A 21,481-nucleotide genomic window follows, 5' to 3' on the forward strand; every position below is an offset into this window, starting at 1 on the left:
GTCAGGCCACCGGCAGCAGGGACCGGGGCCGGCCCGGCTGGGTCAGCCGCCCGGACAGCACCGCGCCGGCCAGGCTCAGCACGCCGGCCGCGACGAACCCCTGCTCCGTCGCGACGAGCGTGGCCAGGCCGATCCCGACCGCCGCGCCGACGGCCTTGGCGCTGTAGAGGATCCCGAAGTTCTGCGCCGCCGATTCCTCGCCGAAGTACTCGCGCACCAGGCCGACGAGCAGCGTGTAGCAGCAGCCGTTGCCGAGGCCGGCCAGCACGACGCCCAGCAGCAGGCCGACGGCGTGCCGGTGGCCACCGGAATACAGCAGCACGAATTGGGCGACGCCGCCGGCGAGCAGGGCGAAGCGCAGGATCCGGTGCCGGCCGAGCCGGTCGGCGAGCCGTCCGATGAGGACCCGACCGCTGCCGGTGGCCGCGGCGAGCAGCGCCAGGGCGGCCGCGGCGAGCCCGGGTCCGCTGCGCGTGGCGGTGTACGTCGCCAGGTAGGCCAGGTCGAACAGCAGCACGGCGGCGGCGAGGACGACCACGAGGTACAGCGAAAGCGTCGTCCCGCACCGGAACAGCTCCGCCGGCCGGTAGTGCCGGACGGCCGGGCGCCGGTTGTGCGCCCGGTCGAGGGCCCAGGCCCGCGGTTCGGGTGTGGTGGGCCACCAGTTCCGCGGCGGGTACCGCAGCAGCGCCGCGCACCCGGCGATGACGACGAGCACGATCGCGGCGGTGGCGTCCAGGAGGACCGGGCGCGCGGCCGGCAGCCCGGCGGCGAGCACGACGAAGGGGACGCTGCCGTAGGCGAAGGCGCCGCTCACGATGCCGGCGCGGGGCCCGGTGCCGTCCGGGAACCAGGCGAGCACCGCGCCGACGCACGTGGCGTACACCATGCCGGTGCCGAACCCGCCGAGCACGGAGTAGCCGAGGAAGACGGTGGTCAGGCTGGTGGCGTGGCCGAGCGTCACGAGCCCGGCGGCGCACAGGACCGCGCCGGCGGCCATCGCCGCGGGCGCGGGGAGCCGGCCGCGTTCCCGGAGCCACGCCACCGGGAACGCGGCGCCGGCTTGGCAGATGGCCCACACCGCGAGGGCGAGGACGACGCCGCCGAACGACCAGCCGGGCGTCCGGCTCAGCGACGGCGCGATCGCGCCGAAGCCGTACTGCTGCACCCCGGCGGCGAGCATGGCCGCCGCGGCGAGCCAGGTGATCCACGACCGTGGCCGGCCGAGCAGTTCCCGGTCGGACTCGCCGACGCGGTACCGCCGTCCGTAGACGTCCCGGAGTTCGCGCACCTCGCCCATGGCGACCGCCTCCCGCAAACTGAAGATTGTATGCAGTATGGAGTAGCCCGAGTGTGCGCTTGTTCGGCGCGGATGTCTACCGGAGGAGGTGGGCGGCGCCCGGATGGCCGAATGGGGCTGTCACACCCGCGAAAAGGAGGCGGCCCGGTGGCCATCGAGGGAGGAGGCGGCCACCGGGCCGGTGCTCCACCGCGGTACCGGCCGCGCGGAGCACTGACAGTCTGGCCATCGGAGCCGCTCTCCGACAAGCTTTTCGCGGCGCGCCGGACCGGGCGATGCCCGTTCGGCGGCGTCGGGGCGGGCACAACGTCCACTTCGAACCGAACGCGTGACCGTGTGACACCAAAGGAATACCGACCGCCACCTCGATGAAGGGCGGCCTACCGGCTGGGCGGCACCCGACGGCGCCGCCCAGCCGGAGCGGACCCGGCCTTCAAGACTTCTTGCGCGTCGCTCGCTTGCGCGCCGGCTTGGCGTCGGCCGGCTCGGCCGCCGCGGCCTGGTCGGCCTCGAAGCCGGCGATGATCTCGCTGGACAGACGGCCGCGCTCGGCGACCTCGTAGCCGTTCGCCTGGGCCCATTCGCGGATCTGCCGATTGCGCTCGCGGTCGGTGCCCGAGCCGGACGCACCACCCAGCGACTGGCCGGTCGCGAGGCGGACCTTGCGGCCGCCGATGCGCCGCGCGGCGGCGACGTAGCGAGCCAGTTCGTCCCGGAGCGCGGAGGCGTTCTCCTCGGACAGGTCGATCTCGTACGTCACGCCGTCGAGGCTGAAGGGGACGGTCTGCGAAGCCTCGCTGCCGTCGAGGTCGTCCACCATCTGGACCTGTACCCGTTGCGCCATGATTCGTCGTTCCTCATCTTCTCCAGAACACGGTCGGACTGACCCTAACGTGTCGAATCAGGCCCGGCACGCGCGACACCCGGAAGCGTCCACAATGGCCGCTGCGGCGAACGGGTCGTCCGCGTCCAGAGTGACCGCAACCGAGCCGAAATGCTCGTCGTCTTGTCCGGGATTCAATTTTGTGATATGCTCGAAATCGAATCGGTACCGTGGTGGCATGAACCTTGCCGAGCTTTCCGCTAATGCTCCCCGGGTCAGCCGGACCGCCTTCACGGCCGCCGCCGCGCGTGCGGCTCATTTGCTCGTCGACACCGAACCGTTCATCTTCTCCGACACCTTCGCGGCGCGCCTGCTCGGGGCCCGCGCCGAGGAACTCCTGGCCTACCACCGGCTCCACGGTACCCACCCGATCCTGGCCGGTGCCCGCGCCGAAGCGGTCTGCCGGAGCCGGTTCGCCGAAGCGCGCCTGATGCGTGGCAATTCCGGTATAGACCAGTATGTGATTCTCGGCGCCGGGCTCGATTCGTTCGCGTATCGGACCGCGCCGCGACGATTCCGGGTGTTCGAGGTCGACCATCCGGCGACCCAGTCGGCCAAACGGGAACTGCTGGCCGCCGCCGGCGTCGCCGAACCGGCTTCGGTCACCTTCGTCCCGGTCGACTTCGAAGCCGAACCGCTGCGGGAACGGCTCGTCCAGAGTGGACTCGACCCGGTTCGCCCCGTGTTCGTCAGCTGGCTCGGTGTCACCATGTACCTGACCCGAACGGCGATTGCCGCGGCATTGCGGGAGCTCGGCGGATTCGCGCCGGGATCGGAAATCGTGGCCGATCACCTGCTACCCGCGGAACTGCGCGACGCGGCCGGGAACGGCTACGCCGAAGCCGTCGGGCCGGTGGTCGCCGGGCAGGGTGAGCCGTGGCACACGTTCCTCTCCCCCGCGGCCTTGTCCGGGCTCTTGCGCGACGCCGGTTTCGACGTCGTCGAGCAGGCGGGACAGCGGGAGAGCGTCGACGCGCGGCTGTGGCGGCGCACCGACGCGCTGCGGCCCGCCGCGCTTTCCGCGCTGACGCACGCGCGCATTCCGGGCCGGCCCGGCCGACACCTCAGTCCGGCAGCATCGGCATTTCGAGGTCGTCCGGACGGCCGAGCAGCACCGCGCGGGTGACGGCGGCCTTGCCGAAGCGGTCGCGCACCGCGTCCAGCGCGGTGTCGAGCTCGGTCGCCCGCTGTCGTTCGAACGGCAGCGCCGGCTGGAACGGGTTGTCGTCGGCCAGGTTGGACAGCGCCGCGCCCAGCAGCGTGATCCCGCGGTCGGCGATCAACGGCAGCGCGGCGACGAGCAGTTCGCGCGCGGCGTCGAGCAGCACGCCGGTGCCGGCGGTCGGGTCGGTGAGCGTGTGCGACCGGGTGGCGCGCGAGAAGTCGGCGAAGCGCAGCCGGATCGTCACGGTGCGGCAGACGCGGCGGGCGGCGCGCAACCGGCGGGCGATCCGATCGACGAGCGCCACGAGCACGACGTCGAGCTCGGCCGGGGTCCGCCGGCCGCGCCCGAGGGCCCGCTGGGCGCCGATCGAGCGCCGCCGCACCCCGATCTCGACCCGGCGCGGGTCTTCGTTGTGCGCCAGGTCGTGCAAGTGTGCCCCGGCGCCCCGGCCGAGCAGCCCGACGAGGTCGACGTGCTCGGACGCGGCCAGCTGGCCGACGGTGGTGATCCCGCGCGCCCGCAGCTTCTCGGCGGTGACCTTGCCGACGCCCCAGAGCGCCGAAACCGGCAGCGGGTGCAGGAACTCGAGCTCGCCGTCGTGCGGGACGACGAGCAGGCCGTCGGGCTTGGCGACCCGGCTGGCGACCTTGGCGAGGAACTTCGTCCGCGCCACCCCGACGGTGATCGGCAGGCCGGCCCGCTCGGCGACGGCCGCGCGCAGCCGTTCGGCGACGTGGCTCGGCCGCCCGCCGATCCTGCTCAACCCCCCGACGTCGAGGGACGCCTCGTCGATCGAGATCCCTTCGACCCACGGGGTGGTGTCGTGGAAGACGTCGAAGACCGCCCGGCTGGCGGCCGCGTACGCGGACATGCGCGGGCGCACGACGACGGCGTGCGGGCACAGCCGGCGGGCCTGCGCGCCGCCCATCGCGGTGCGCACGCCGTAGGCCTTGGCCTCGTAACTCGCGGCGAGCACGACCCCGCCGCCGACGATCACGGGCCGTCCCTTGAGCGCCGGATCGTCGCGCTGTTCGACGGAGGCGTAGAACGAGTCGAGGTCGGCGTGCAGGATGGGCCCCTCGTCGGTCATAGAACATATGTTCGCATATCCGCGCGCCGAAGTCCGCTCGTCCGCCTGCCGCGGGTGACGTGCCGCCGGTCGAAAGTCCGCGTTTTTCCGGTTGTCGGCTCCTGTTGCCCCGCTCACACTCGACGCAGCGAACGACCCGGAGACTGGGGGCGAAATGACCGACAAGTGCCGATGCGGCGACCACCACGCGTGGGCCACACCGAGCCTGGAAGACCGGCCGGCGGCACCGCGCCATCCGCTGCTGGCGGCCACGCTGGCGCAGGAGGACGGGGTGGAGGACGCCGGCGGCCTGGATCCGACGGACCGCGTGACGTGCCGGACCCACCGCCGCTGGCTCCACGACTGCGTGGCCTCACCGGTGCACACGAACCCGGCGATCGGGTACCGCTGGTGCCGTCGCTGTGATCACCAGGCCCTGGTGGCCGTCGACGAGCTCGCGGGCGAGGTGACGATCCGCTGCGGGCTGTGCGGCGAGGTTCCGCACAGCCGGGCCAACCAGGAGCTGATGGCGTTGTGCCGGCGAAGCCTGGCACTGGCCCGCTCGGGCCGCTTCCCGGCGGCGGCCGTCGCCTGAGTGCCATGATGCGTGGGTGCCTTCCGTCGGAACCACCGCGCTCGTGATGGTGTTGCCCGCTGCCGAGCCGGCGCTGGCCGTGGCCCGGCGGGTCGACCCTGGTTTGGTCCGTCCTGTCCTGCACGCCCACGTGACGGCGCTGTACCCCTTCTTGCCGGACGCGTCGCTGACCGACGCGGTCCTGGCGGAGGTCCGCTCGCTGGCGGCCGCCGTCTCTCCCCCGGACGTGAAGCTGGCGGAGCTGGTCGTGGCGCCGGGTTTCGTGGCCCTTGCCGCTCCCGACTTGCAGGCCGTGGCCGATGCGGTCTGTGCTCGATGGCCGTCCGTGCTGCCTTACGGGGGCCGGTTCGGTCCGCGCCCCGCCGCGCACTTGACCGTCGCGATGGGCGGCTCGGACGAGGCGCTCGCGCAGGTCGCCGAGGGAGTGCGGCCGCTGCTGCCGCTGACCGATCGCGCCGACGGGCTGCAGCTGGTGGCGCTGACCGAGCGTGGCTGGGAGCTCCGGCTGGAGGCACCGTTCGGCGGGTGAGGCCGGGTCACGGGCCGGTGGCTTCGGGCGCCGGTGTCCCCTCCAGGCTCTGGTAGGCGCGGGCGATGGCGCGCAGGCGGGCGACGTCCGCGGCGAACGGTTCCGCCGCCGCGGTGGGCGGCTCGGTCTCGGACGGCTCGTCCGGGAGGTCGCGCACCAGCCTGGCCGCCGTCGCGGGTGGGACGTCCGGCGTCACGCCCGCGAGGATCAAGCCGTCGTTGGTCTCGCTCATCGCCGTCAGCAGGCGCTCCCGGCGGGACTCCCCCGACGGGTCGATGCGTGTGATCTCCGGGAACCGCCGCGTCAGGTGGGCGCGCAACGGCCGGAGCAGGCGGAGCGTCCGGGCGTCGCGGCGCGCGGCCACCAGGCCGGGGACGGCCGGGATCGTCAGGCCCACCACGATCAGCAGCACCGACACCGCCGGGAACCCGACGTCCAGAGCGCACGGCAGCGTCGAGAACGGCCCGCGGCACAACGCCTTGACCGGGTGCTCGGCCTGCAGCGCGCGCAGGGTCCCGACCACCTTTCCGGCCAGGTAGGCGACCGCGAACCCCGACGCCAGCAGCAACAGCGCCAGCCCGGCACGCAGCGCGCCCCCGCTCGCCCGGATCGTCACCGCCGCCATGAAGCCGATGTCGAGGACCGCGAAGCCCAGGTAGACCGTGTAGGTGAAGACGTAGACCACCAGCGTCGGGTGGGTGCGGTACAGGTCGTCGAACACGCCGACGCCGCGCGGCAGGTCCGGGGTGCTGAAGAACGTCACCACGAGCACCGTCAGCGCGACGCCGAGCGCGACCAGCCGGGTGCGGCGGCCACGGTCGCGGGTGCCGCTGATCTCCGCGACCGTCAGGCCGATGCCGTACGCCGCGACCATCGTCGCCAGGTTCGACAGCAGCCGGCCCAGGCTCGGGTAGATCTCGCTCTCGAACTGCTGGGCCCGGTTCGACAGGAAGCAGAACGCCGCGCCCAGCGCGATGAGCGAGACGGCCAGGCCCGCACCCGCGCCGGTACGCCGGGCGCGGGCCGCGCGCCAGATTCCGGCGAACAGCGCGAAGAGCCCGACCCCGACGAAAAGTATGTCGATCACGAAACGCGACTATCCCAGGAGTGCCGCCAGCCGCCTAGCCTGGTCCGCCGCTCGGCCGGACGCGCCCGGCTGAACGGCGGGTGGCTCGCTCGTCGCCGCGCTCATCAGCAGGACGGCGATCAGCTCGGCTTCGTACTCGTCGGTCCCGGTCGTGACGCGCGTGAGCAGGTGCGACAACGCCCGCGGCGCGAGGTCCGGGGCGAGCTCGGCGGCTTCGGCCTCCGACATCAGGCAGGTCCCGGTGTGCGCGCACAGCATGTGGGCGAGCTCGTGGGCGATGATGTGGTCCTGGTGCAGCGCCGACGTGTGCTCGGCGTAGGCGATCAGGTCGTAGTCCGGACGGGCCTGCCACGCCCCGGACGGCTGGCCGGGCCGGTAGGCGATCGGGACGAGGTCGATCTCGCGGCCCCGCCACCGCTCGAGGCCGTCGACCCAGGCGTTCATCGACCACGGCCGCGGCAGCGGGACGGCGGCGAGCACCGTCCGCACGCGCTCGCGTGCCCGGTCGCGGAGGGCCGGCAGGCCGGGCTCGTCGATGGGTCCTCCCTGGTCACCGGGCGCCAGCCGGGTGCACCGGGGCGCGAACACGGACCGGGTCATCGTAGCCGAGCCGCCCGCGGTCACTCCGGCTTCCGTCGCCGGCCGGTGCGCCTGCGGGTGTCGTCGTAGCTGCTGAGCTGGTCCAGCAGGGCCGTGACGGTCTCCCGGTCGCGTGGGGACAGCCGCATGGCTCGTTGCGCCAGGTTCCGCGCCTCGTCGTCACGCCACGCGACGACGTCCTCGACCTGCTGGTCGACCTGGCCGGCGACGCCGTCGTCGAAGAAGTACGTGACGGGCACGCCGAAGAACTGGGCGAGCGCCTGGATGTGCGAGCGCTTGGGATCCTTGCGCGCGCCGACGGCGAGCTGCTGGACGTGGGTGGCCGACATCGTGACGCCGGTCTGCTCGGCGACGCCGTGCGCGATCTCCCGGTAGGAGTACGGCTTGCGGTCCGGCGGGTGCACGGTCGCGATCAGGTGCGCCAGCCGTTCGGCGAAACTGCGCTCTTCGCTCACCACACACCACCTGCAGACATGAAACGTGACACCGGACAGCGTAGCTGTTCCGAAAACTTGACACATCCTGTGCCGGAAAGACTACGATACGCCTGTCCGGTGTTTCGGAAACGTGACACCGGCCCGGGGTGGCGCAGCGGCCCACGGGTGACTCACGTGGCCGCTGGGGGTGGCCACGCGCCTAACCCACCCGCCGCGCCGCCCCTTTTCGCGTCCGGACCCGGGCCGCTCGCGGGATGTGGCCGGGCGACGAGGGTTCGCGGGTGTGGCGCAGTGTGCGGACCACGGGCGTGCGGCCGGAGGAATCGCCCATCTTCGCGCCTTGGGGGCCTCGCGGATGCGCGCTGTGGCGGCCCGGCGACCGCCCGCTGTGGTGAGCCCGGCGACCGCCCGCTGTGGTGAGCCCGGCGGCCACGCGCTGTGGTGAGCCCGGCGACCGCCCGCTGCGGGGAGCCCGGCGGCCGCGCGCCAGCGCGCCGAGCGCATCTCCCCGCTCCGGCCTCACCCCGCCCGACCACCTCACCTCACGGTCCTCGAACCCGGGCCTCACCCCGCCAACAGCCGGCGCACCGCGCCCGGTGGCGCTCCCGCGTGCTCGCGAACCGTCCGGGTCAAGTGCGCCTGGTCCGCGAACCCCAGCTCGGCCGCCAGCCTCGCCAGCTCCTGCTCCCCCGCCTCCAACCGCTCCAGCGCGCGACCGACCCGGACCCGATTCCGGTACCGCGTCAGCGAAACCCCTACCTCCCTCGGGAACGCCCGGCTCAACCGGTACGGCGACACCCCCAGCGACTCCGCCAGCGAAAACAACCCTGCCGCCGAGGGGTCGTCCGCCACGATCGCCTCGCGGGCTCGGGCCACCCACGCGCCGTCGTCCGGCGATGACCGCCGCGACGATTGCCCGATCGCCGCTCCCACCAACACCAGCAGTTGTTCCGCCAGCGCGTAGTCCGGGTCGGCCGCCGACGCCACCACGCGCCGGTGGGCCAGCTCGAGCGCGCCGTCCACATACACCGTCGGCGGCACCTCCCTCTCTCCCGCCAGGCGGTGCCACAACGGCGACCCGAACTCCACCGACGTGCAGACGTCTCCGCCCGCCGGGTGGGCGAAACGCTCCTCGTCGCCCGGGGCCGCCAGGTACGCCGCCGTCGGGTCGGCGTCCGCCGTCCGTCCGCGGACCCGGCGGCGGAACCGGCCCCGGCGCACGAGCACCATCCGGTGGCCGGACGACACCTCCGCCGGCGACCAGCCGGTGTGGTCGTCGGCGCACCGGACCACGCTCACCGAGTACCCGGCGCCGGCCACGACTTCGACTGCTTCCCGCACGCCCCGGACCGTACGCCGGGGGTACGACACTTTCCGGCCCGCAAGGATCTTCAAGACCGCACCCCGGGACGGCGGGCAGGCTGCCGCACGACGAAAGGAGCCATCCGTGCCCGCAGAACTCACCACCGTCGTCCTCGACTGCGCCGATCCGGCCGCGCTCGCCGCCTTCTACGGCAAGGCACTCGGCTGGGAGGTCACTTACCAAGACGACGACACCGTCCAGCTCGGCGGCGGCCCGGTCGGCCTCGGCTTCCAGCGCGTCGCGGGCTACCGCGGCCCCGCGTGGCCGGACGACGCCAAGCACGCCCACCTCGACCTCCGGGTCGGCGACCTCGCCGGCGCCACCGAGGAGTTCCTGGCGCTCGGTGCCACCAAGCCGGACTTCCAGCCCGGCGGCGGCGACTGGGTCGTCCTGCAGGACCCCGAGGGGCACCTCTTCTGCCTCTCCGAAGGGTGACGCCGTGGTGGTCCCCCGGCACCCGGGGGACCACCGCGAAATCCGGTCGCCGGCCTCGCCCGAGCGCGGCACCATGCCCGTCATGGCCCCCTCCTTCCTCCCCGGACTCGACCTGTCGCGCCGCTTCTACGAGGAGGCGGTGCGGCCGCTGCTCGGCGACCTGCCCCACACGGCCGCGCGGATCGGCACCGGCTCGGAAGTCCTCGGCTTCGACACCGCCCGGTCCGCCGATCACGAATGGGGGCCGCGCCTGCAGGTGTTCCTGACCCACCGGGATGCGTGCCGGGACGTCGCCGAAGCGCTGAGCCGGAAGCTGCCCAAGGCGTTCCACGGCTACCCCACGAACTTCGCCCCCACCGACCACCCCCACGTCCGGCACATGGCCCTGACCGACGGGCCGGTCTTCCACCGCGTCGAGGTGACCACCCTCGGCGAGTGGCTCACCGGTCACCTCGGCTTCGATCCGCGCGAAAGGGTCACCACCCGGGACTGGCTCGCCACCCCGACGCAGACCCTGGCCGAGCTCACCGCCGGCGCGGTCTTCCACGACCCGGCCGGGGACCTCGCCTCCGTCCGTTCGCGGCTCACCTGGTACCCGGACCAGGTCTGGCGCTACGTCCTGGCTGCCCAGTGGCAGCGGATCTCCCAGGAAGAGGCCTTCGTCGGGCGGTGCGGAGAAGTCGGCGACGAACTCGGCTCGGCCGTCGTCGCCGCACGCCTCGTGCGCGACCTCATGCGGCTGAGCCTGGTGATGCACCGCCGCTACCCGCCGTACAGCAAGTGGCTCGGCAGCGCGTTCGCCCGGCTCCCGTTCGCCGCCGCGATCACTCCGGCGCTGGCCGGAGCCCTGGCCGCCACAACCTGGCGAGACCGGGAAACCCACCTCGCCACGGCCTACACCGCCGTCGCCGGGCTCCACAACCGGCTCGGGCTCACCGAGCCGGTCGACCCCCGCGCCCGCCCGTACCACGACCGGCCGTTCCAGGTCCTGCACGCCGACCGCTTCAGCCGAGCGCTCGCCGACGGCATCGGCGACGCCGAACTGCGCGGCCGTCCGCTCGTCGGCGCCGTCGACCAGTTCGCCGACAACACCGATCTGCTCGGCGACCGCACCGCGGCTCGGGCCGTGACCACGGCGGTGTTCGCCTCAGCCGACCCGCAGTGAGCGCGTCTCGATGCCGACGTTGCCGTGGCCGTCCCGGGCGTAGAGGTACAGCTTCCACACGCCCGGCTGCTGCGGCGCCGTGACGGTGAACGTCCCGCTCCCGGTGAACGGCGCCGGGATCAGGCCCGACGCGTTGTTCAGGTACTTGCTGTTGTACCCCATGGTGTAGGCGATCGGGTCACCGTCCGGATCGGACACCGCGGCCGTCACCGTGAAGGTGCCGCCCGCCGGGACGCCGGTGCTGCGGCTGAGGTTCATCGACGCGATCACCGGCGGCGTGTTGCCGCCGGTCTGTCCACTGTAGAGCCTGCGGACGGCGTACCACGACAGCCGCTTTTCGCCGCCCGTGGTGATGTTGAACCAGACGCCGCCGAAGTCGCCCTCGGTACCGTAGTGGAAGAGCGTGGCTCCGAGCGCCACGCCGGGGTGGGCCAGCACGCAGTTCCACGCGGTGCCGTACCCGTCGCGCTTCTGCTGGTCGGACGGCTCGGCCGGCACGCCGTTGCCGTCGTTCGGCACCTCCCACTCGCCGGGCGGACCGGTTTCGGTGATGAGGTAAGGCTTCGTGTAGCCACCGGCGAGCCAGTCCTGCTTCACCTGGCAGACGTGGGCGTAGGAGTTCACCGCGTACAGGTCGAGGTTCGACGCGTACGCCTTGTAGTACGGCCACGCGCCGGTCCAGGCGTCGGTCGAGGTGACCGGGTGGTTCGCGTCGATCGCGTGGATCGCCTGCGCGGCCTGGTCGACGAAGCGCGTGTAGGCGATCCGGTTCTGCTCCAGCCGGGTGCCGGAGTAGCAGTTCTGCATCCCGAGGATCGACTCGTTCCCGACGTTCCACAGCAGCACGCCGGGGTGCGTCCGGTAGGTGGTCACCCAGTTCCGGATCTCGGCGAGCATCGTGTTCTGGTACGCGGTGTCCGTCGTGTAGTCGACACAGCCGCCGCTGCCCGGGCCGCCGCCGGGTTGCAACCAGAACCCGGCCACGACCTTGATGCCGTTGGCCGCCGCGGCATCGAACAGCGGCCGGGAGGTGGCGTCGGTGCCCCAGGTGCGGACCGTGTTGACGCCGATCGCGTGCAGCTCGGGCATCCGCGCCGCCGCTTCGCCGGCCGGCGGGCCCCAGGTCAGGCCGCGCACGATCCACGGTGTTCCGTCGACCGTCAGCTGCCAGTTGCCTTGGGTGCCGGTCACCCGCGTGCCCCCGGAGCCCGCCGCCGGGGTGCCGCTGACCTGGAACTCCCACAGCGAGTAGCCGTAGCCGCCGACGCGGTGGGTGCCGTAGAGGCGGACGTAACGGCCGTGACCGCTGACGGCGAGAGTGTGGACCCCGCCGGTCGCCGTCGTCGTGCGGTAGGCCGTCCGCCAGGTACCGGCGTCGTCGGAGACCTGGATTTCGTAGCCGGTCGCGTAGGCGGCCTCCCAGTTCAGGGTGACCTCGCTGAGGTCGGCCGGAACACCGAGGTCGACCTGCAGCCACTGCGGATCGCTCCAGGCGCTCGCCCAGCGGGTGCCGGGATCGCCGTCGACGGCCGCCGACGCCGGAGTGCCCGCCCCTTCGGTGCTCGACGCGGTCGCGGGCCTGCCTTGCGAAAGCAGGGTGGCGGCGTGCGCCGGCGACGGGCCGGCGAGCAGGCCCAGCACCAGCAGGACCACCAGCGGCAGGACGGCGCGGCGGAGCGACGGTCGGTCCACGATGACTCCCGTACGACAGGCAGACGGCGCTTGGAGAGCGCTCTCCGGTGGGACCGATGGTTCGCCCGCCGACCCGGCGTTGTCAAGGATCGCCCCTAAACCCGACAATGGCTGTCCGGTCGGGGAGCCGGGTGCTTCTTGACAGGTCGGCGGCCGGGCGCGCATGCTGCGGGAGAGCGCTCTCCCATCCTTGGCACCCTCACCGTGGAGGACCCTTGGCAACGAAAGCCGCGCTCCTCGCCTGCACCGCCGCCACCGTGCTGGCAGGCGCCTTCCTGACCGCGGCCACCTGGTCGCCCGCCGGGGCCGACGACCTGGTGACCCACCACGAGTTCCAGGTCAACTGCTCCCCGAGCCACCACCAGCCGGACGACCCGATCGTCTTCCCCGGGCTGCCCGGCGCCTCGCACGACCACACGTTCCTCGGCAACAAGACCACGAACGCGGCCACCACCCTGCAATCCCTGCAGGCCGCGGGGGTCGGCAACACGACCTGCGTGACCCCGGACGACCTGTCCGCGTACTGGTTCCCGACCGTCTACAACGGCAACCAGGTGGTGCTGCCGAACTTCGCGCAGGTCGTCTACTACAAGTCCGGCATCCTCGACTACACGAAGGTGGTGCCGTTCCCGCCCGGCCTGCGGTACGTCGCCGGGAGCGTCACGGCGACGCAGGACGAGTTCCAGCACGCGCCCGGCGCGGTCGAAGGCTGGGAATGCGGCGACAGCTTCCACAACTGGGACGTCCCCGTCCGGTGCGTGGCCGGCAGCCAGCTCAACATCCGCTACCAGGCGCCGAGCTGCTGGGACGGCGTCCACCTGGATTCGGCCGACCACAAGAGCCACCTGGCCTACCCGGACCGGGCGACGCTGACGTGCCCGGCCGATCACCCGGTGGCCGTGCCGATGCTCGAGTTCAAGATGGCGTTCCCGGTGAGCGGCGACATGTCCGGCGTGCACCTGGCCAGCGGACGAGGGTACTCGTGGCACTACGACTTCTTCAACGCGTGGGATCCCGAGACGCTCGCGGCGCTGGTGAAGCACTGCATCAACGGCGGCCTGCAGTGCGACCCGCGCGGGTTCGACCTGTACAAGCCCGATCGCGGCAGCGTGCTCGGGCCGAACTACCGGCTGCCCGGCCGTCCGTGAAGGTCCTGGGGGCGGTGGTGGTGGCGCTGATCATGGGCGGTTGCGCCACCACCACCGGCCCCGCTCCCGCGGCGGCCGTCAACCCGACCGACGTGGCTTGGCTGCAGCTGGTGGTGCCGATGACGGAGAACGCACTGGCGGCGGCCCGGCTGGCCCCGGACCACACCGCGAGCACGCGGGTCCGGTCGGCGGCCGACCGGATCACCGGCCCGCAGGAACGGTTGCTGGCCCGCCTCCGGGCCGTCCGCGACGGGGCCGGGCTACCGGCATCCGATGTCCACAGTGGACATCGGATGCCGGGCATGGTCACGGCGGCCGACCTGGTCGCGTTGCGCAGCGAACGGGATGCCGCATTCGACCGGCGGCTGATCGCGCTGTTGCGGGCGCACGCCGCTCAGCTCGTCGTGCTGGCCGGCGGCGAACAGGCCAACGGCGCGGACGCGCGGACGCGCGAGCTGGCGCGGGACGTCGGGGCCGAGGCCGCGAAGGAAGCCCAGCTGCTGGCCTGAGGCCGTCGAGACCACGGTGATCCGTGGCCTCGACGGCATATCCGGCTCCGCCCGCCGGAGGCTCAGTACGTGACAGTCACCGGGCCGTGCCCCGGCCGGGCCGGCGCGGTCACCGTCAGCGTCTTCGTCGCCGCGTCCCACTTCCACGCCGACGAAGGCGCCCAGCCGCTGCCCACTTTCACCCGGTTGGGAGCCGCCGCGACGCCGACGAACTTGACCGTCCACTCGCGGGGTGCCACCCGGAACGAGCCCTGCGCGGGAGCCACCGTCACCGTGTGCGCCCCGCCGCGCTCGCTGTAGGTGATCTTCGTCGACACCGAGCGCGCCGACGACACGCCGTTGTCCTCGTACAGCGAGAACGACCCCGAGCCGCCGGGCGCCACCGTCACCGTCGCCCGGTTCAGCGGGTTCTGGACGTCGTTGGCGACGTCGGCCGTCCGGGTCACCGTGATGCCGCCCGCGCGCAGGAACACCGGCATCGTGCCCAGATCGGACGTGACCTGCTGGGTGGTCCCGCCCGCGTAGGTCTTGCCGGTGAAGTAGTCCGTCCACTGCCCAGGCGGGAACCAGACCGACGTCGTCGCCGACGTGCCCGGGGACGTCACCGGCGCGACCAGCATGTCCGGCCCGTAGAAGTACTCGCTCTGGGCCGCCGCGTACGCGCCGGGCTCTTCCGGGTACTCCAGGTACGTCGGCCGGACCACCGGCACGCCGGTCGTCGCGGCTTCCTGGGCCAGCGTGTACGTGTAGGGAACCAGGTTCTCCCGCAGGTTCAGGAACTTCGTCGCCGACGCCTTCGCCGCGTCGCCGTACTGCCAGGGCAGGCGGTCGCTGTGGTTGCTGTGCAGGCGGTCGATCGGCTGGAACGTGCCGAGCTGCACCCAGCGCGCGTACAGGTCGTCCGGCAGCTTGACGGTCTGGCGCTGCTGGCCGCCGGAGGTGTAGGTCTCGCTGCCGCGCAGGCCCGTCGTGTCGTTGTGGCCGCCGATGTCGTGGCTGATCGCCGACATGCCGGTCGCGGCCGACTCCGCCGGCGTGATGCCGACCTCCAGGCGCAGCGTGCCCCAGGTCGAGGACGTGTCGCCGGTGAAGTGCAGCGTGCTGCGCTTGTCGGCCCACGGCCCGGTCGCCAGCCCGGTCGGGCCGCCGTAGCCGCCCGCCTGCAGCGACCCGTACGCCCGGGAGATGACGAACCCGCGGCCGGTCGCGGGGGCCGCGAGGTCGGCGTACTGCTGGTTGATCCAGGCGTCCGGGGTGACGCCGGGCAGGCTGGAGCGCGAGGCGTCGCAGCACCAGTCGAGCCACCAGAAGTCGTTGCCCTGCTGCATCATCCCGGCGTGCAGGTCGAGGTAGGCCTTGAGCTGGTCCGGGTCGCCCCAGTCGAAGACGTAGCAGTCGGTGCCGCAGTTCGACTTCGCCAGCTTGCCCTTCGCCGTGGCCTGGGCGCGGGCGAACTGCGGGTCCGAACCCATGATGCTGGGGTGGATGTTGAGGTTGTTGTGCAGACCCTGGGCCTTCGACCAGGCGAAGAAGCCGGCCGGGTCGGGGAACTTCGTGGTGTCGAACTGCCAGCCGTTCCAGGTGTCCGGCGCCTTGAAGTCGGTGTCGGTGACCAGCACGTCCAGCGGGACGCCTTCGCTGCGGAACCGCGGCAGGATCTTGTCGCGGTAGTCGGCCGCGGTGCGGTCGATGTACTCGGAGTACCAGACGCCGTAGGCCCAGCGCGGCAGCAGCTGCGGCGGCCCGGTCAGGGTCGCGAGGTCGCGCAGCCCGGCCTTGTAGTCGTGGCCGAAGGCGAAGAGGTAGCCGTCCTGGTAGGGGCTTCCGCCGTGGGACGGCCGCTGCGTCACCGCGCGCGTGCGCGTGTCGTACAGCGCGGAGGGGGTGTCGTCGAGCAGGTACCAGCCGTCCTGGTGCAGCAGCCCTTCGGTGGTCGACGGCGCGCCGTTGTCGCCGTTGACGCCGTCGAGGCCACGCCGGTAGCCGCCGAGCGCGAGGTGCGGCGCCGGCGCCGTGCCCCCGGACGGCGTCACCGCGACGGTGTCGACGTTGACGTGGCAGCTGGTGTCCTCGGGGCAGCCGAGGACGACGTCGTTCGTGCCCGCCTTCAGGTCCACCGGCACGGACGCGCTCTTCCACGCGTCCCAGCTGTCGGTGATCGGCAGGCTCAGGGTGCGCGTGACGCCGTTCGCGGTGACGGCCGCGGTCCGCGTTTCGTGCCGGCCGTCGCCGCCGGTGCCGTTGGCGTAGCGGACGTGCAGTAGGTACGTGCCGTCGGCGGCCACGTCGGCGACGCGGTGGGTCAGCGTCGAGCCGCGGTTGAGCTCGGCGACGAACCCGCGCCCGGCGTACCCGGTGTGGTCGGTAGCGACGACGGCGGAACCCGCGCGAAGCCCGGCTTCGGCCTCGCAGCTCACCCCGGTGGGGCAGCCGGAGAACGCGCGCGCCGACGCCGGCGGGAAGGCTGCTCCGGAGGTCAGGACGGCCAGGCCGTCGAGGTTGACGTTGCCGGAATCGGCGGCGGCCCGCTCGATCCGGACGCTGTGGTGGCCGGCGCCGAGGGTGACTGGGACCGAGGCCAGGCCCCAGGCGTTCCAGTCGGCCGTCACGGGCAGGGTGAGCTTCTGCGCCGCGCCGCCGTCGACGCTCACGCTGAGCGTGCGGGTGACGTGCTGGCCGTCGCCGCCCTGGCCGTTGGCGTAGCGCGCGGTGAGCGTGTACGTCCCGGCGGTGGGCGCGAGGACGTCCGCCGTCACCGAGTTGCCGGTGCTCTCGAAGCCGGCGAGGAAGCCTTCGCCGGTGTAGCCGGTGTGGTCGGTGGCGACGCCGAGGCCGTCGGCCGTGAGGTCCTCGGCCTCGCAGCGGGCGCCGACCGCGCAGGTCAGGTGGTGCCAAGGGGCCGCGAGCGCCGTGTTCGTGCGGATCTCCAGGTTGCCGCCGTCGAACGGGCCGGAGTTGAGCCGGTAGGTCAGCGTCGCCGCGCTCGTCCGGATGGTGAGGACGCCGCCGGACACCGCGCTGGTGTACGACGTCGGCGTGAAGGCACCGCGGCCGACGGCGTTGAAGGTGGCGGCGTCGGTGAACCGGCCGTCGCCCGCGTACTCGGTGCGGATCAGGGTCGGCGACAGCACCTGGAAGCGGGCGTTGCCGGCGGTGACGGTCTGCCGCGCGGGCCCGGCCACGGCGGGCGTCGCGACGGTCACCGCGGCGACGGCGGCCCCGGTGATGGCGAGCGCGCAAGCCCGCCGGATGGTTCTCGCTGTTCTGGTCCGCACGGCGGAACTCCGTTCCGGTGAAGGGGACTCGGCGGCGTTACAACGTTGGAAAGCTGAGCACAGGAAATCGGCCGATGTCCAGACCAGTGCACGGAACTTGTCCCGGACAGATCAGCGGCCGGTGACACCGTCGATCTGTCCCTGCAGGATGTCGCCGTGGCCCGCGTGCCGGGCGGTTTCGCTCGTCATGTGCGCCAGCACCCACCGCAGGGTGTGGAACCGGCCGTCGATCGGTACCGCCGAAGGCGTGTCCGGGTGCCCGGCGGCCGAGATCGCCGCGTCGCTCGCCTCGATCGCCGCGCGGTAGCCGGCCAGGACCTCGGCGGCGGTGCACCCGTCCGGGACGGTCATGCCGACGTCGCCGGGATCCGGGCCGCCGGCCACGTGGTGGCCGAACCAGACGCGCTCGGCCAGGGTCAGGTGGTGGACGAGGCCGAGCAGCGTGGTGCCCGAGCCGACGGGGACCCGGCGCAGCTGCTCCTCGGTCAGGCCGTCGGTCTTCTTGAGCACGCACTCGCGGGCGAACGACAGGAACGCCGTCGCGGTGTCGAGCTCGCCGACGTCGTTGCCCGGAACGGGTTTCCGCTGGGTTTCGACCATACCGGGGAACCTAGCGCTCAGGCCGAGTCGCGGACCACCAGCTGGGGCTCGAAGATCACCGACTCCGCGTGCAGGTCCGGGTCGGCCATGCGCTCCAGCACCATCCGGGCCATCGCCGCGCCCATCGCCTCGACCGGCTGGCGGACCGTCGTGAGCCGCGGGCGGCAGCTCAGCGCGACCGGGCTGTCGTCGAAGCCGATCACGGCCACGTCGTCCGGCACCCGCCTGCCCACTTCGCGCAGCACCGTCAGCGCGCCGTACGCCATCAGGTCGTTCGCCACGAAGAGCCCGTCCAGGCCCGGCTCAGCCGCGAGCAGGCTCTCCATCGCCCGTTCGCCGCCTCGCTCGGTGAAGTCGCCCTCGGCGACCGCGATGTACGCGTGGCCGTGGCGGGCCATCGCGTCGCGGAACCCGGCCAGCCGGTCCTGCCCCGCCGGCGTGCCCGCCGGGCCGGCGATCGTGGCGACGCGGTGGCAGCCGCGCACGACGAGCCGGTCCGCCGCGAGCCGGGCGCCGTCCTGGTGGGCGACGTCGACGTAACAGACCGGCGCCGGGCGCGCCGGCCGTGCGAACAGCGCCGTCGGGACACCCGCTTCGGTCAGCGCGTGCGGCAGCGTGTCCTGCGTCGGGTGCAGGGAAATGAGCAGCACCCCGTTGACCTGCTCCTGACGCAGCTTCGGCACCAGTTTCGCGCGCTCCTCGTCGCTGTCGACGAGCATCAGCAGCGGATGCAGGCCGTGCGGGCGCAGGTGCGCGACCACCCCTTCGACGACCCGGCCGAAGAAGGGGTCGCCGAACACGCCGCCGGTGAACGCCTCGACGTGCCGCTCGGGCTCGGACACGACCAGCGCGATCCCGCCGGTGCGCCGGGTGACCAGCGAGCGCGCCGCCCGGTTCGGGACGTACCCGGTGTCCGCGATCGCGCGTTCGACCGTCTCGCGCAACTTCGGGTCGACGTTGCGCACGCTGTTCACCACGCGGGACACCGTGGCGCGTGAGACGCCGGCAACCCGCGCGACGTCCTCCAGAGTGGGCGGCTGCGTCGTCACACCTCTTTTGTAGCACGCTGTGAGAGCGCTCTCCCATCGTCGGGCCGCTGACAAATGTCATGGTGGGCCGGTGCGGGACGGCACTGCCCCCCGAACCGCCTGCGCGGCGAGCATTTCCGGCATGACCAGAACCGAAACCGCCGGCTTCCGGCCGGTGCTGCTGCTCACCGGCGCCTACGCTGGGCTGTCCCTGCTCACCTTCGCCGTCATCGTCGTCTTCCGGGATCGTCCCGCGGTGGTGACCGACGCGGTCTGGGTGCGCGCCACCATCGTCGTCGCCAGTTCGCTGCTGACGTTCGCCTTCGCCCGCTGCGCCGCCCGTGGCCCGCGCAAGGGCCTGCTGCGGCTGCGGATCTTTTCGGCGGTGATGCTCGTGGCCATCGTCGTCATCGTCGTGCTGCCCGGGTTGTTCCCGCTGTGGCTGCGGATCGAGCAGGCCGCCTGCGGGTTGCTGTTGCTCGGCGTCACCCTACTGGTCAACGGCCGTCGGCGGCGGACGCGGTAGCGTGCGCTCGGTGGACGGGACGAGCGACGTACAGCGCTGGGTGCACGGCTGGCGGCTGCGGCTGCTCGACGCGGGCATGCTCGTCTACCCGGCCGTGACGGTGGCGGCCGTGCTCCAGCACTTCTCGGGCGCCGCCGCGGTGCTGGGTTGCGTGGTCGTCGCCGCGTTCGCCGCCGGCTACCTGCTCGCCGCGGCCACCGCGGCCCGCCGGGCAGGCGGCCGTTCTGGCTGCTGGTGGGCGGCTGCGCGGCGCTGTTCGCCATCGCCCTCCCCTTCGCCCACGCCGACGCGTTCTTCCTCGCCGCCGTCGTCCTGTCCCTGGCCGCCCCGCGGCTCCCCCGGCGGGCCGCCGCCGCGCTGGTGGCGGTGTCCGCCCTCGCCGCCGTCGCCGTGCCGTGGGCGGTGCGGCCGTGGCAGACCGGGCCCGGCTGGACGCAGGCGGTCGCGCTCGTCTTCACCGTCCTCATGGTTTCCGCGTTCGCCGAGGCGATCCGCGCCAACACCGCACTCGTCGAGGCCCGCGCCAAGGTTGCGCGGCTGGCGTCCCGAGGCCGAACGCGCCCGGATTGCCCGCGACCTGCACGACCTGCTCGGCTACTCGCTCACCGCGATCACGGTCAAGAGCACCCTCGCCCGGCGGCTCGTCCCCGCCTCACCCGCGCGGGCGGGTGAAGAGATGTCGCCGTCGAGACGCTGGCGCGGCAGGCGTTGACCGACGTGCGCGCGGCCGTGTCGGGCTACCGCGAAGTGACGCTGGCCGGCGAACTCGCCCGCGGCCGCGAGCTGCTGCGCGCGTGCGGGGTGGCCGCGGACCTGCCGAAGGCCACCGACGTCGTGGCCCCCGACCGCCAGGAGCTGTTCGGCTGGGTGGTGCGGGAGGGCCTGACGAACGTCGCCCGCCACGCCCGCGCGACGCGGTGCACGGTCACCCTTTCGGCCGCGTCGGTGGAGGTGGCCGACGACGGCGTCGGCGGGCCGGCGAGCCGCGGATCGGGCCTCGACGGGCTGCGCGAGCGCGTCGACGCGCTCGGCGGGTCGTTGTCCGCCGGTCCGCTGGAGCCGAACGGCTGGCGGCTGCGGGTGACGCTGTGACGATCCGGTTGCTGCTCGCCGACGACCAGGCGCTGTCCGCGAAGCGCTGTGCGCGCTGCTCTCGCTCGAGGACGACTTCGAGGTGGTCGCGTCGGTCGGCCGCGCGACGAGGTCGTCGCGGCGGCCCGGGAGCACCGGCCCGACGTGGCGCTGCTCGACATCGAGATGCCGGGCCTGAACGGGCTGGCCGCCGCGGCGGTGCTCACGGCGCAGGTGCCGGACTGCCGCGTCGTCATGCTCACGACGTTCGGGCGCGCCGGGTACCTGCGGCGCGCGATGGAGGCGGGCGCCGCGGGGTTCGTGGTGAAGGACGCACCCGCCGACGTGCTGGCCGACGCGATCCGCCGGGTCCGGGCCGACGAGCGGGTGGTGGACCCGGCGCTGGCCGTCGCGACCCTGGCGGCGGGCGGATCACCGCTGACCGCCCGTGAACGCGACGTCCTCATCACGGCCCGCACCGGCGCGACGAGCACGGAGATCGCCGCGCGCCTCTACCTGACGGAGGGCACGGTCCGCAACTACGTCTCGGCGGCGATCACCAAGACCGGCGCCCGCAACCGCATCGAAGCCGTGCGGACGGCCGACGAGCGCGGCTGGCTGTAGCTCGGGAGCAGGTGCGCCAGTAGGTTGGACGCATGCCCGAACCGATCCTGGTCTCCATCGCCGCCGCACTGGCGGCGAAGGGTGCGACCGGCCTCTACGACCTGGTCAGACGCAAGTTCGCCAAACACCCCCCGGCCATTGCGGCCCTGGAGGCGGCCGCAGCCGCCCCGGACGACGACCAGCCGATCCAGGCTTTGGCCGAGCGGTTGTCCGAGGCGGAAGTGGAGGACGCCGAGTTCGCCGAGGCCTTGCGGGAGGAGTGGGCGAAGCTCCCGGCGAGCCGGGTGTCGCACGGGGACGTGCACAACACGGTGACCGGGAACGTCACCGGGAGGGTCGTGCAGCTGCGGGACGTGCGCGGCAACATCAACCTCTGAGCC

22 protein-coding genes and 1 pseudogene are annotated in these 21,481 nt (G+C 73.0%); 12 read left to right on the top strand and 11 right to left on the bottom strand.

The features are described 5' to 3' along the window. Window position 1 precedes the first annotated feature (1 nt). The gene (locus tag ACWEF6_RS09745) at window positions 2–1,318 is read right to left on the bottom strand and encodes an OFA family MFS transporter (RefSeq protein ID WP_449682526.1); all 1,317 of its coding nucleotides are present in this window, start codon (window positions 1,316–1,318) and stop codon (window positions 2–4) included. A 415-nt stretch (window positions 1,319–1,733) separates the two neighbouring features. After that, entirely contained in the window at window positions 1,734–2,144 is a 411-nt protein-coding gene (locus ACWEF6_RS09750) for a histone-like nucleoid-structuring protein Lsr2 (protein WP_310972800.1), read from the bottom strand. A 217-nt stretch (window positions 2,145–2,361) separates the two neighbouring features. Here ACWEF6_RS09750 and ACWEF6_RS09755 point away from each other — a divergent pair, with 217 nt between their 5' ends. Next, window positions 2,362–3,309, top strand: coding sequence for a class I SAM-dependent methyltransferase (locus ACWEF6_RS09755; RefSeq protein ID WP_449682527.1), 948 nt, complete (start codon window positions 2,362–2,364; stop codon window positions 3,307–3,309). On the opposite strand, the gene dinB is transcribed toward ACWEF6_RS09755, so the two are convergent. Further along, the gene (gene dinB / locus ACWEF6_RS09760) at window positions 3,248–4,438 is read right to left on the bottom strand and encodes a DNA polymerase IV (RefSeq protein WP_449682528.1); all 1,191 of its coding nucleotides are present in this window, start codon (window positions 4,436–4,438) and stop codon (window positions 3,248–3,250) included. The genes ACWEF6_RS09755 and dinB overlap by 62 nt on opposite strands. A gap of 154 nt (window positions 4,439–4,592) precedes the next feature. Here dinB and ACWEF6_RS09765 point away from each other — a divergent pair, with 154 nt between their 5' ends. Together ACWEF6_RS09765 and ACWEF6_RS09770 are read left to right on the top strand one after the other, a co-directional pair. Continuing rightward, the gene (locus ACWEF6_RS09765) at window positions 4,593–5,012 is read left to right on the top strand and encodes a hypothetical protein (RefSeq protein ID WP_449682529.1); all 420 of its coding nucleotides are present in this window, start codon (window positions 4,593–4,595) and stop codon (window positions 5,010–5,012) included. A 16-nt stretch (window positions 5,013–5,028) separates the two neighbouring features. Beyond that, window positions 5,029–5,541 carry a 2'-5' RNA ligase family protein gene (locus tag ACWEF6_RS09770; protein ID WP_449682530.1) on the top strand — a complete coding sequence of 171 codons (513 nt, stop codon included), beginning with the start codon at window positions 5,029–5,031 and terminating at the stop codon, window positions 5,539–5,541. Window positions 5,542–5,548: 7 nt separating this feature from the next. Here the strand turns inward: ACWEF6_RS09770 and ACWEF6_RS09775 are convergent, their stop codons facing one another. From ACWEF6_RS09775 to ACWEF6_RS09790, 4 genes are all read right to left on the bottom strand, one after another. Then, complete coding sequence (locus ACWEF6_RS09775; protein ID WP_449682531.1) at window positions 5,549–6,628, bottom strand: hypothetical protein; 1,080 nt, start codon at window positions 6,626–6,628, stop codon at window positions 5,549–5,551. Between the two features lie 9 nt (window positions 6,629–6,637). Next, window positions 6,638–7,216 carry a hypothetical protein gene (locus tag ACWEF6_RS09780; RefSeq protein WP_449682532.1) on the bottom strand — a complete coding sequence of 193 codons (579 nt, stop codon included), beginning with the start codon at window positions 7,214–7,216 and terminating at the stop codon, window positions 6,638–6,640. A 32-nt stretch (window positions 7,217–7,248) separates the two neighbouring features. Beyond that, window positions 7,249–7,683: an XRE family transcriptional regulator gene (locus ACWEF6_RS09785; protein WP_310972807.1), complete on the bottom strand. Its 435-nt coding sequence runs from the start codon at window positions 7,681–7,683 to the stop codon at window positions 7,249–7,251. A gap of 546 nt (window positions 7,684–8,229) precedes the next feature. Further along, the gene (locus ACWEF6_RS09790) at window positions 8,230–9,036 is read right to left on the bottom strand and encodes a helix-turn-helix domain-containing protein (protein WP_449682579.1); all 807 of its coding nucleotides are present in this window, start codon (window positions 9,034–9,036) and stop codon (window positions 8,230–8,232) included. A gap of 76 nt (window positions 9,037–9,112) precedes the next feature. Here ACWEF6_RS09790 and ACWEF6_RS09795 point away from each other — a divergent pair, with 76 nt between their 5' ends. Together ACWEF6_RS09795 and ACWEF6_RS09800 are read left to right on the top strand one after the other, a co-directional pair. Then, window positions 9,113–9,463, top strand: a complete 351-nt coding sequence (locus ACWEF6_RS09795; RefSeq protein ID WP_449682533.1) for a VOC family protein — start codon at window positions 9,113–9,115, stop codon at window positions 9,461–9,463. Between the two features lie 82 nt (window positions 9,464–9,545). Next, entirely contained in the window at window positions 9,546–10,628 is a 1,083-nt protein-coding gene (locus ACWEF6_RS09800) for a DUF4037 domain-containing protein (protein ID WP_449682534.1), read from the top strand. Here the strand turns inward: ACWEF6_RS09800 and ACWEF6_RS09805 are convergent. After that, the gene (locus tag ACWEF6_RS09805; protein ID WP_449682535.1) at window positions 10,611–12,320 is read right to left on the bottom strand and encodes a discoidin domain-containing protein; all 1,710 of its coding nucleotides are present in this window, start codon (window positions 12,318–12,320) and stop codon (window positions 10,611–10,613) included. The two genes, ACWEF6_RS09800 and ACWEF6_RS09805, sit on opposite strands and share 18 nt — an antisense overlap. Window positions 12,321–12,535: 215 nt before the next feature. On the opposite strand from ACWEF6_RS09805, the gene ACWEF6_RS09810 reads away from it, so the two are divergent. Further along, complete coding sequence (locus ACWEF6_RS09810; RefSeq protein WP_449682536.1) at window positions 12,536–13,468, top strand: DUF1996 domain-containing protein; 933 nt, start codon at window positions 12,536–12,538, stop codon at window positions 13,466–13,468. Beyond that, window positions 13,465–13,977 (top strand): DUF305 domain-containing protein, encoded by a 513-nt coding sequence (locus ACWEF6_RS09815; protein WP_449682537.1) that lies wholly within the window; start codon window positions 13,465–13,467, stop codon window positions 13,975–13,977. The genes ACWEF6_RS09810 and ACWEF6_RS09815 overlap by 4 nt, the downstream gene beginning before the upstream one ends. Window positions 13,978–14,039: 62 nt before the next feature. Here the strand turns inward: ACWEF6_RS09815 and ACWEF6_RS09820 are convergent, their stop codons facing one another. The 3 genes from ACWEF6_RS09820 to ACWEF6_RS09830 form a co-directional block, all read right to left on the bottom strand. Beyond that, entirely contained in the window at window positions 14,040–17,252 is a 3,213-nt protein-coding gene (locus tag ACWEF6_RS09820; RefSeq protein WP_449682538.1) for a TIM-barrel domain-containing protein, read from the bottom strand. 111 nt (window positions 17,253–17,363) lie between these two features. Then, complete coding sequence (locus ACWEF6_RS09825) at window positions 17,364–17,852, bottom strand: DinB family protein (RefSeq protein WP_449682539.1); 489 nt, start codon at window positions 17,850–17,852, stop codon at window positions 17,364–17,366. Window positions 17,853–17,869: 17 nt separating this feature from the next. Then, window positions 17,870–18,901 (bottom strand): LacI family DNA-binding transcriptional regulator, encoded by a 1,032-nt coding sequence (locus ACWEF6_RS09830; protein WP_449682540.1) that lies wholly within the window; start codon window positions 18,899–18,901, stop codon window positions 17,870–17,872. A gap of 121 nt (window positions 18,902–19,022) precedes the next feature. Here ACWEF6_RS09830 and ACWEF6_RS09835 point away from each other — a divergent pair, with 121 nt between their 5' ends. From ACWEF6_RS09835 to ACWEF6_RS09855, 5 genes and pseudogenes are all read left to right on the top strand, one after another. Beyond that, entirely contained in the window at window positions 19,023–19,406 is a 384-nt protein-coding gene (locus ACWEF6_RS09835; protein WP_449682541.1) for a hypothetical protein, read from the top strand. Window positions 19,407–19,482: 76 nt separating this feature from the next. After that, window positions 19,483–20,118, top strand: a complete 636-nt coding sequence (locus ACWEF6_RS09840; RefSeq protein WP_449682580.1) for a histidine kinase dimerization/phosphoacceptor domain-containing protein — start codon at window positions 19,483–19,485, stop codon at window positions 20,116–20,118. Then, on the top strand, window positions 20,115–20,498 hold the full coding sequence (locus tag ACWEF6_RS09845) for a sensor histidine kinase (RefSeq protein WP_449682542.1): 384 nt from the start codon (window positions 20,115–20,117) through the stop codon (window positions 20,496–20,498). The genes ACWEF6_RS09840 and ACWEF6_RS09845 overlap by 4 nt, the downstream gene beginning before the upstream one ends. After that, a pseudogene (locus ACWEF6_RS09850) lies at window positions 20,495–21,101 on the top strand (response regulator). Before ACWEF6_RS09845 ends, ACWEF6_RS09850 begins: the two are co-directional and overlap by 4 nt. A gap of 32 nt (window positions 21,102–21,133) precedes the next feature. After that, entirely contained in the window at window positions 21,134–21,478 is a 345-nt protein-coding gene (locus tag ACWEF6_RS09855; RefSeq protein WP_449682543.1) for a hypothetical protein, read from the top strand. The last annotated feature ends 3 nt before the right edge of the window (window positions 21,479–21,481 follow it).

This window comes from Amycolatopsis sp. NPDC004772 (assembly GCF_053601215.1).

Excerpts from the sequence above, each read along its gene's own strand:
- ACWEF6_RS09750 (WP_310972800.1), bottom strand. The coding sequence starts at position 2,144 with ATGGCGCAACGGGTACAGGTCCAGATGGTGGACGACCTCGACGGCAGC.
- ACWEF6_RS09755 (WP_449682527.1), top strand. The coding sequence starts at position 2,362 with ATGAACCTTGCCGAGCTTTCCGCTAATGCTCCCCGGGTCAGCCGGACC.
- dinB (WP_449682528.1), bottom strand. The coding sequence starts at position 4,438 with ATGACCGACGAGGGGCCCATCCTGCACGCCGACCTCGACTCGTTCTAC.
- ACWEF6_RS09765 (WP_449682529.1), top strand. The coding sequence starts at position 4,593 with ATGACCGACAAGTGCCGATGCGGCGACCACCACGCGTGGGCCACACCG.
- ACWEF6_RS09800 (WP_449682534.1), top strand. The coding sequence starts at position 9,546 with ATGGCCCCCTCCTTCCTCCCCGGACTCGACCTGTCGCGCCGCTTCTAC.
- ACWEF6_RS09825 (WP_449682539.1), bottom strand. The coding sequence starts at position 17,852 with ATGGTCGAAACCCAGCGGAAACCCGTTCCGGGCAACGACGTCGGCGAG.
- ACWEF6_RS09835 (WP_449682541.1), top strand. The coding sequence starts at position 19,023 with ATGACCAGAACCGAAACCGCCGGCTTCCGGCCGGTGCTGCTGCTCACC.
- ACWEF6_RS09840 (WP_449682580.1), top strand. The coding sequence starts at position 19,483 with ATGCTCGTCTACCCGGCCGTGACGGTGGCGGCCGTGCTCCAGCACTTC.
- ACWEF6_RS09855 (WP_449682543.1), top strand. The coding sequence starts at position 21,134 with ATGCCCGAACCGATCCTGGTCTCCATCGCCGCCGCACTGGCGGCGAAG.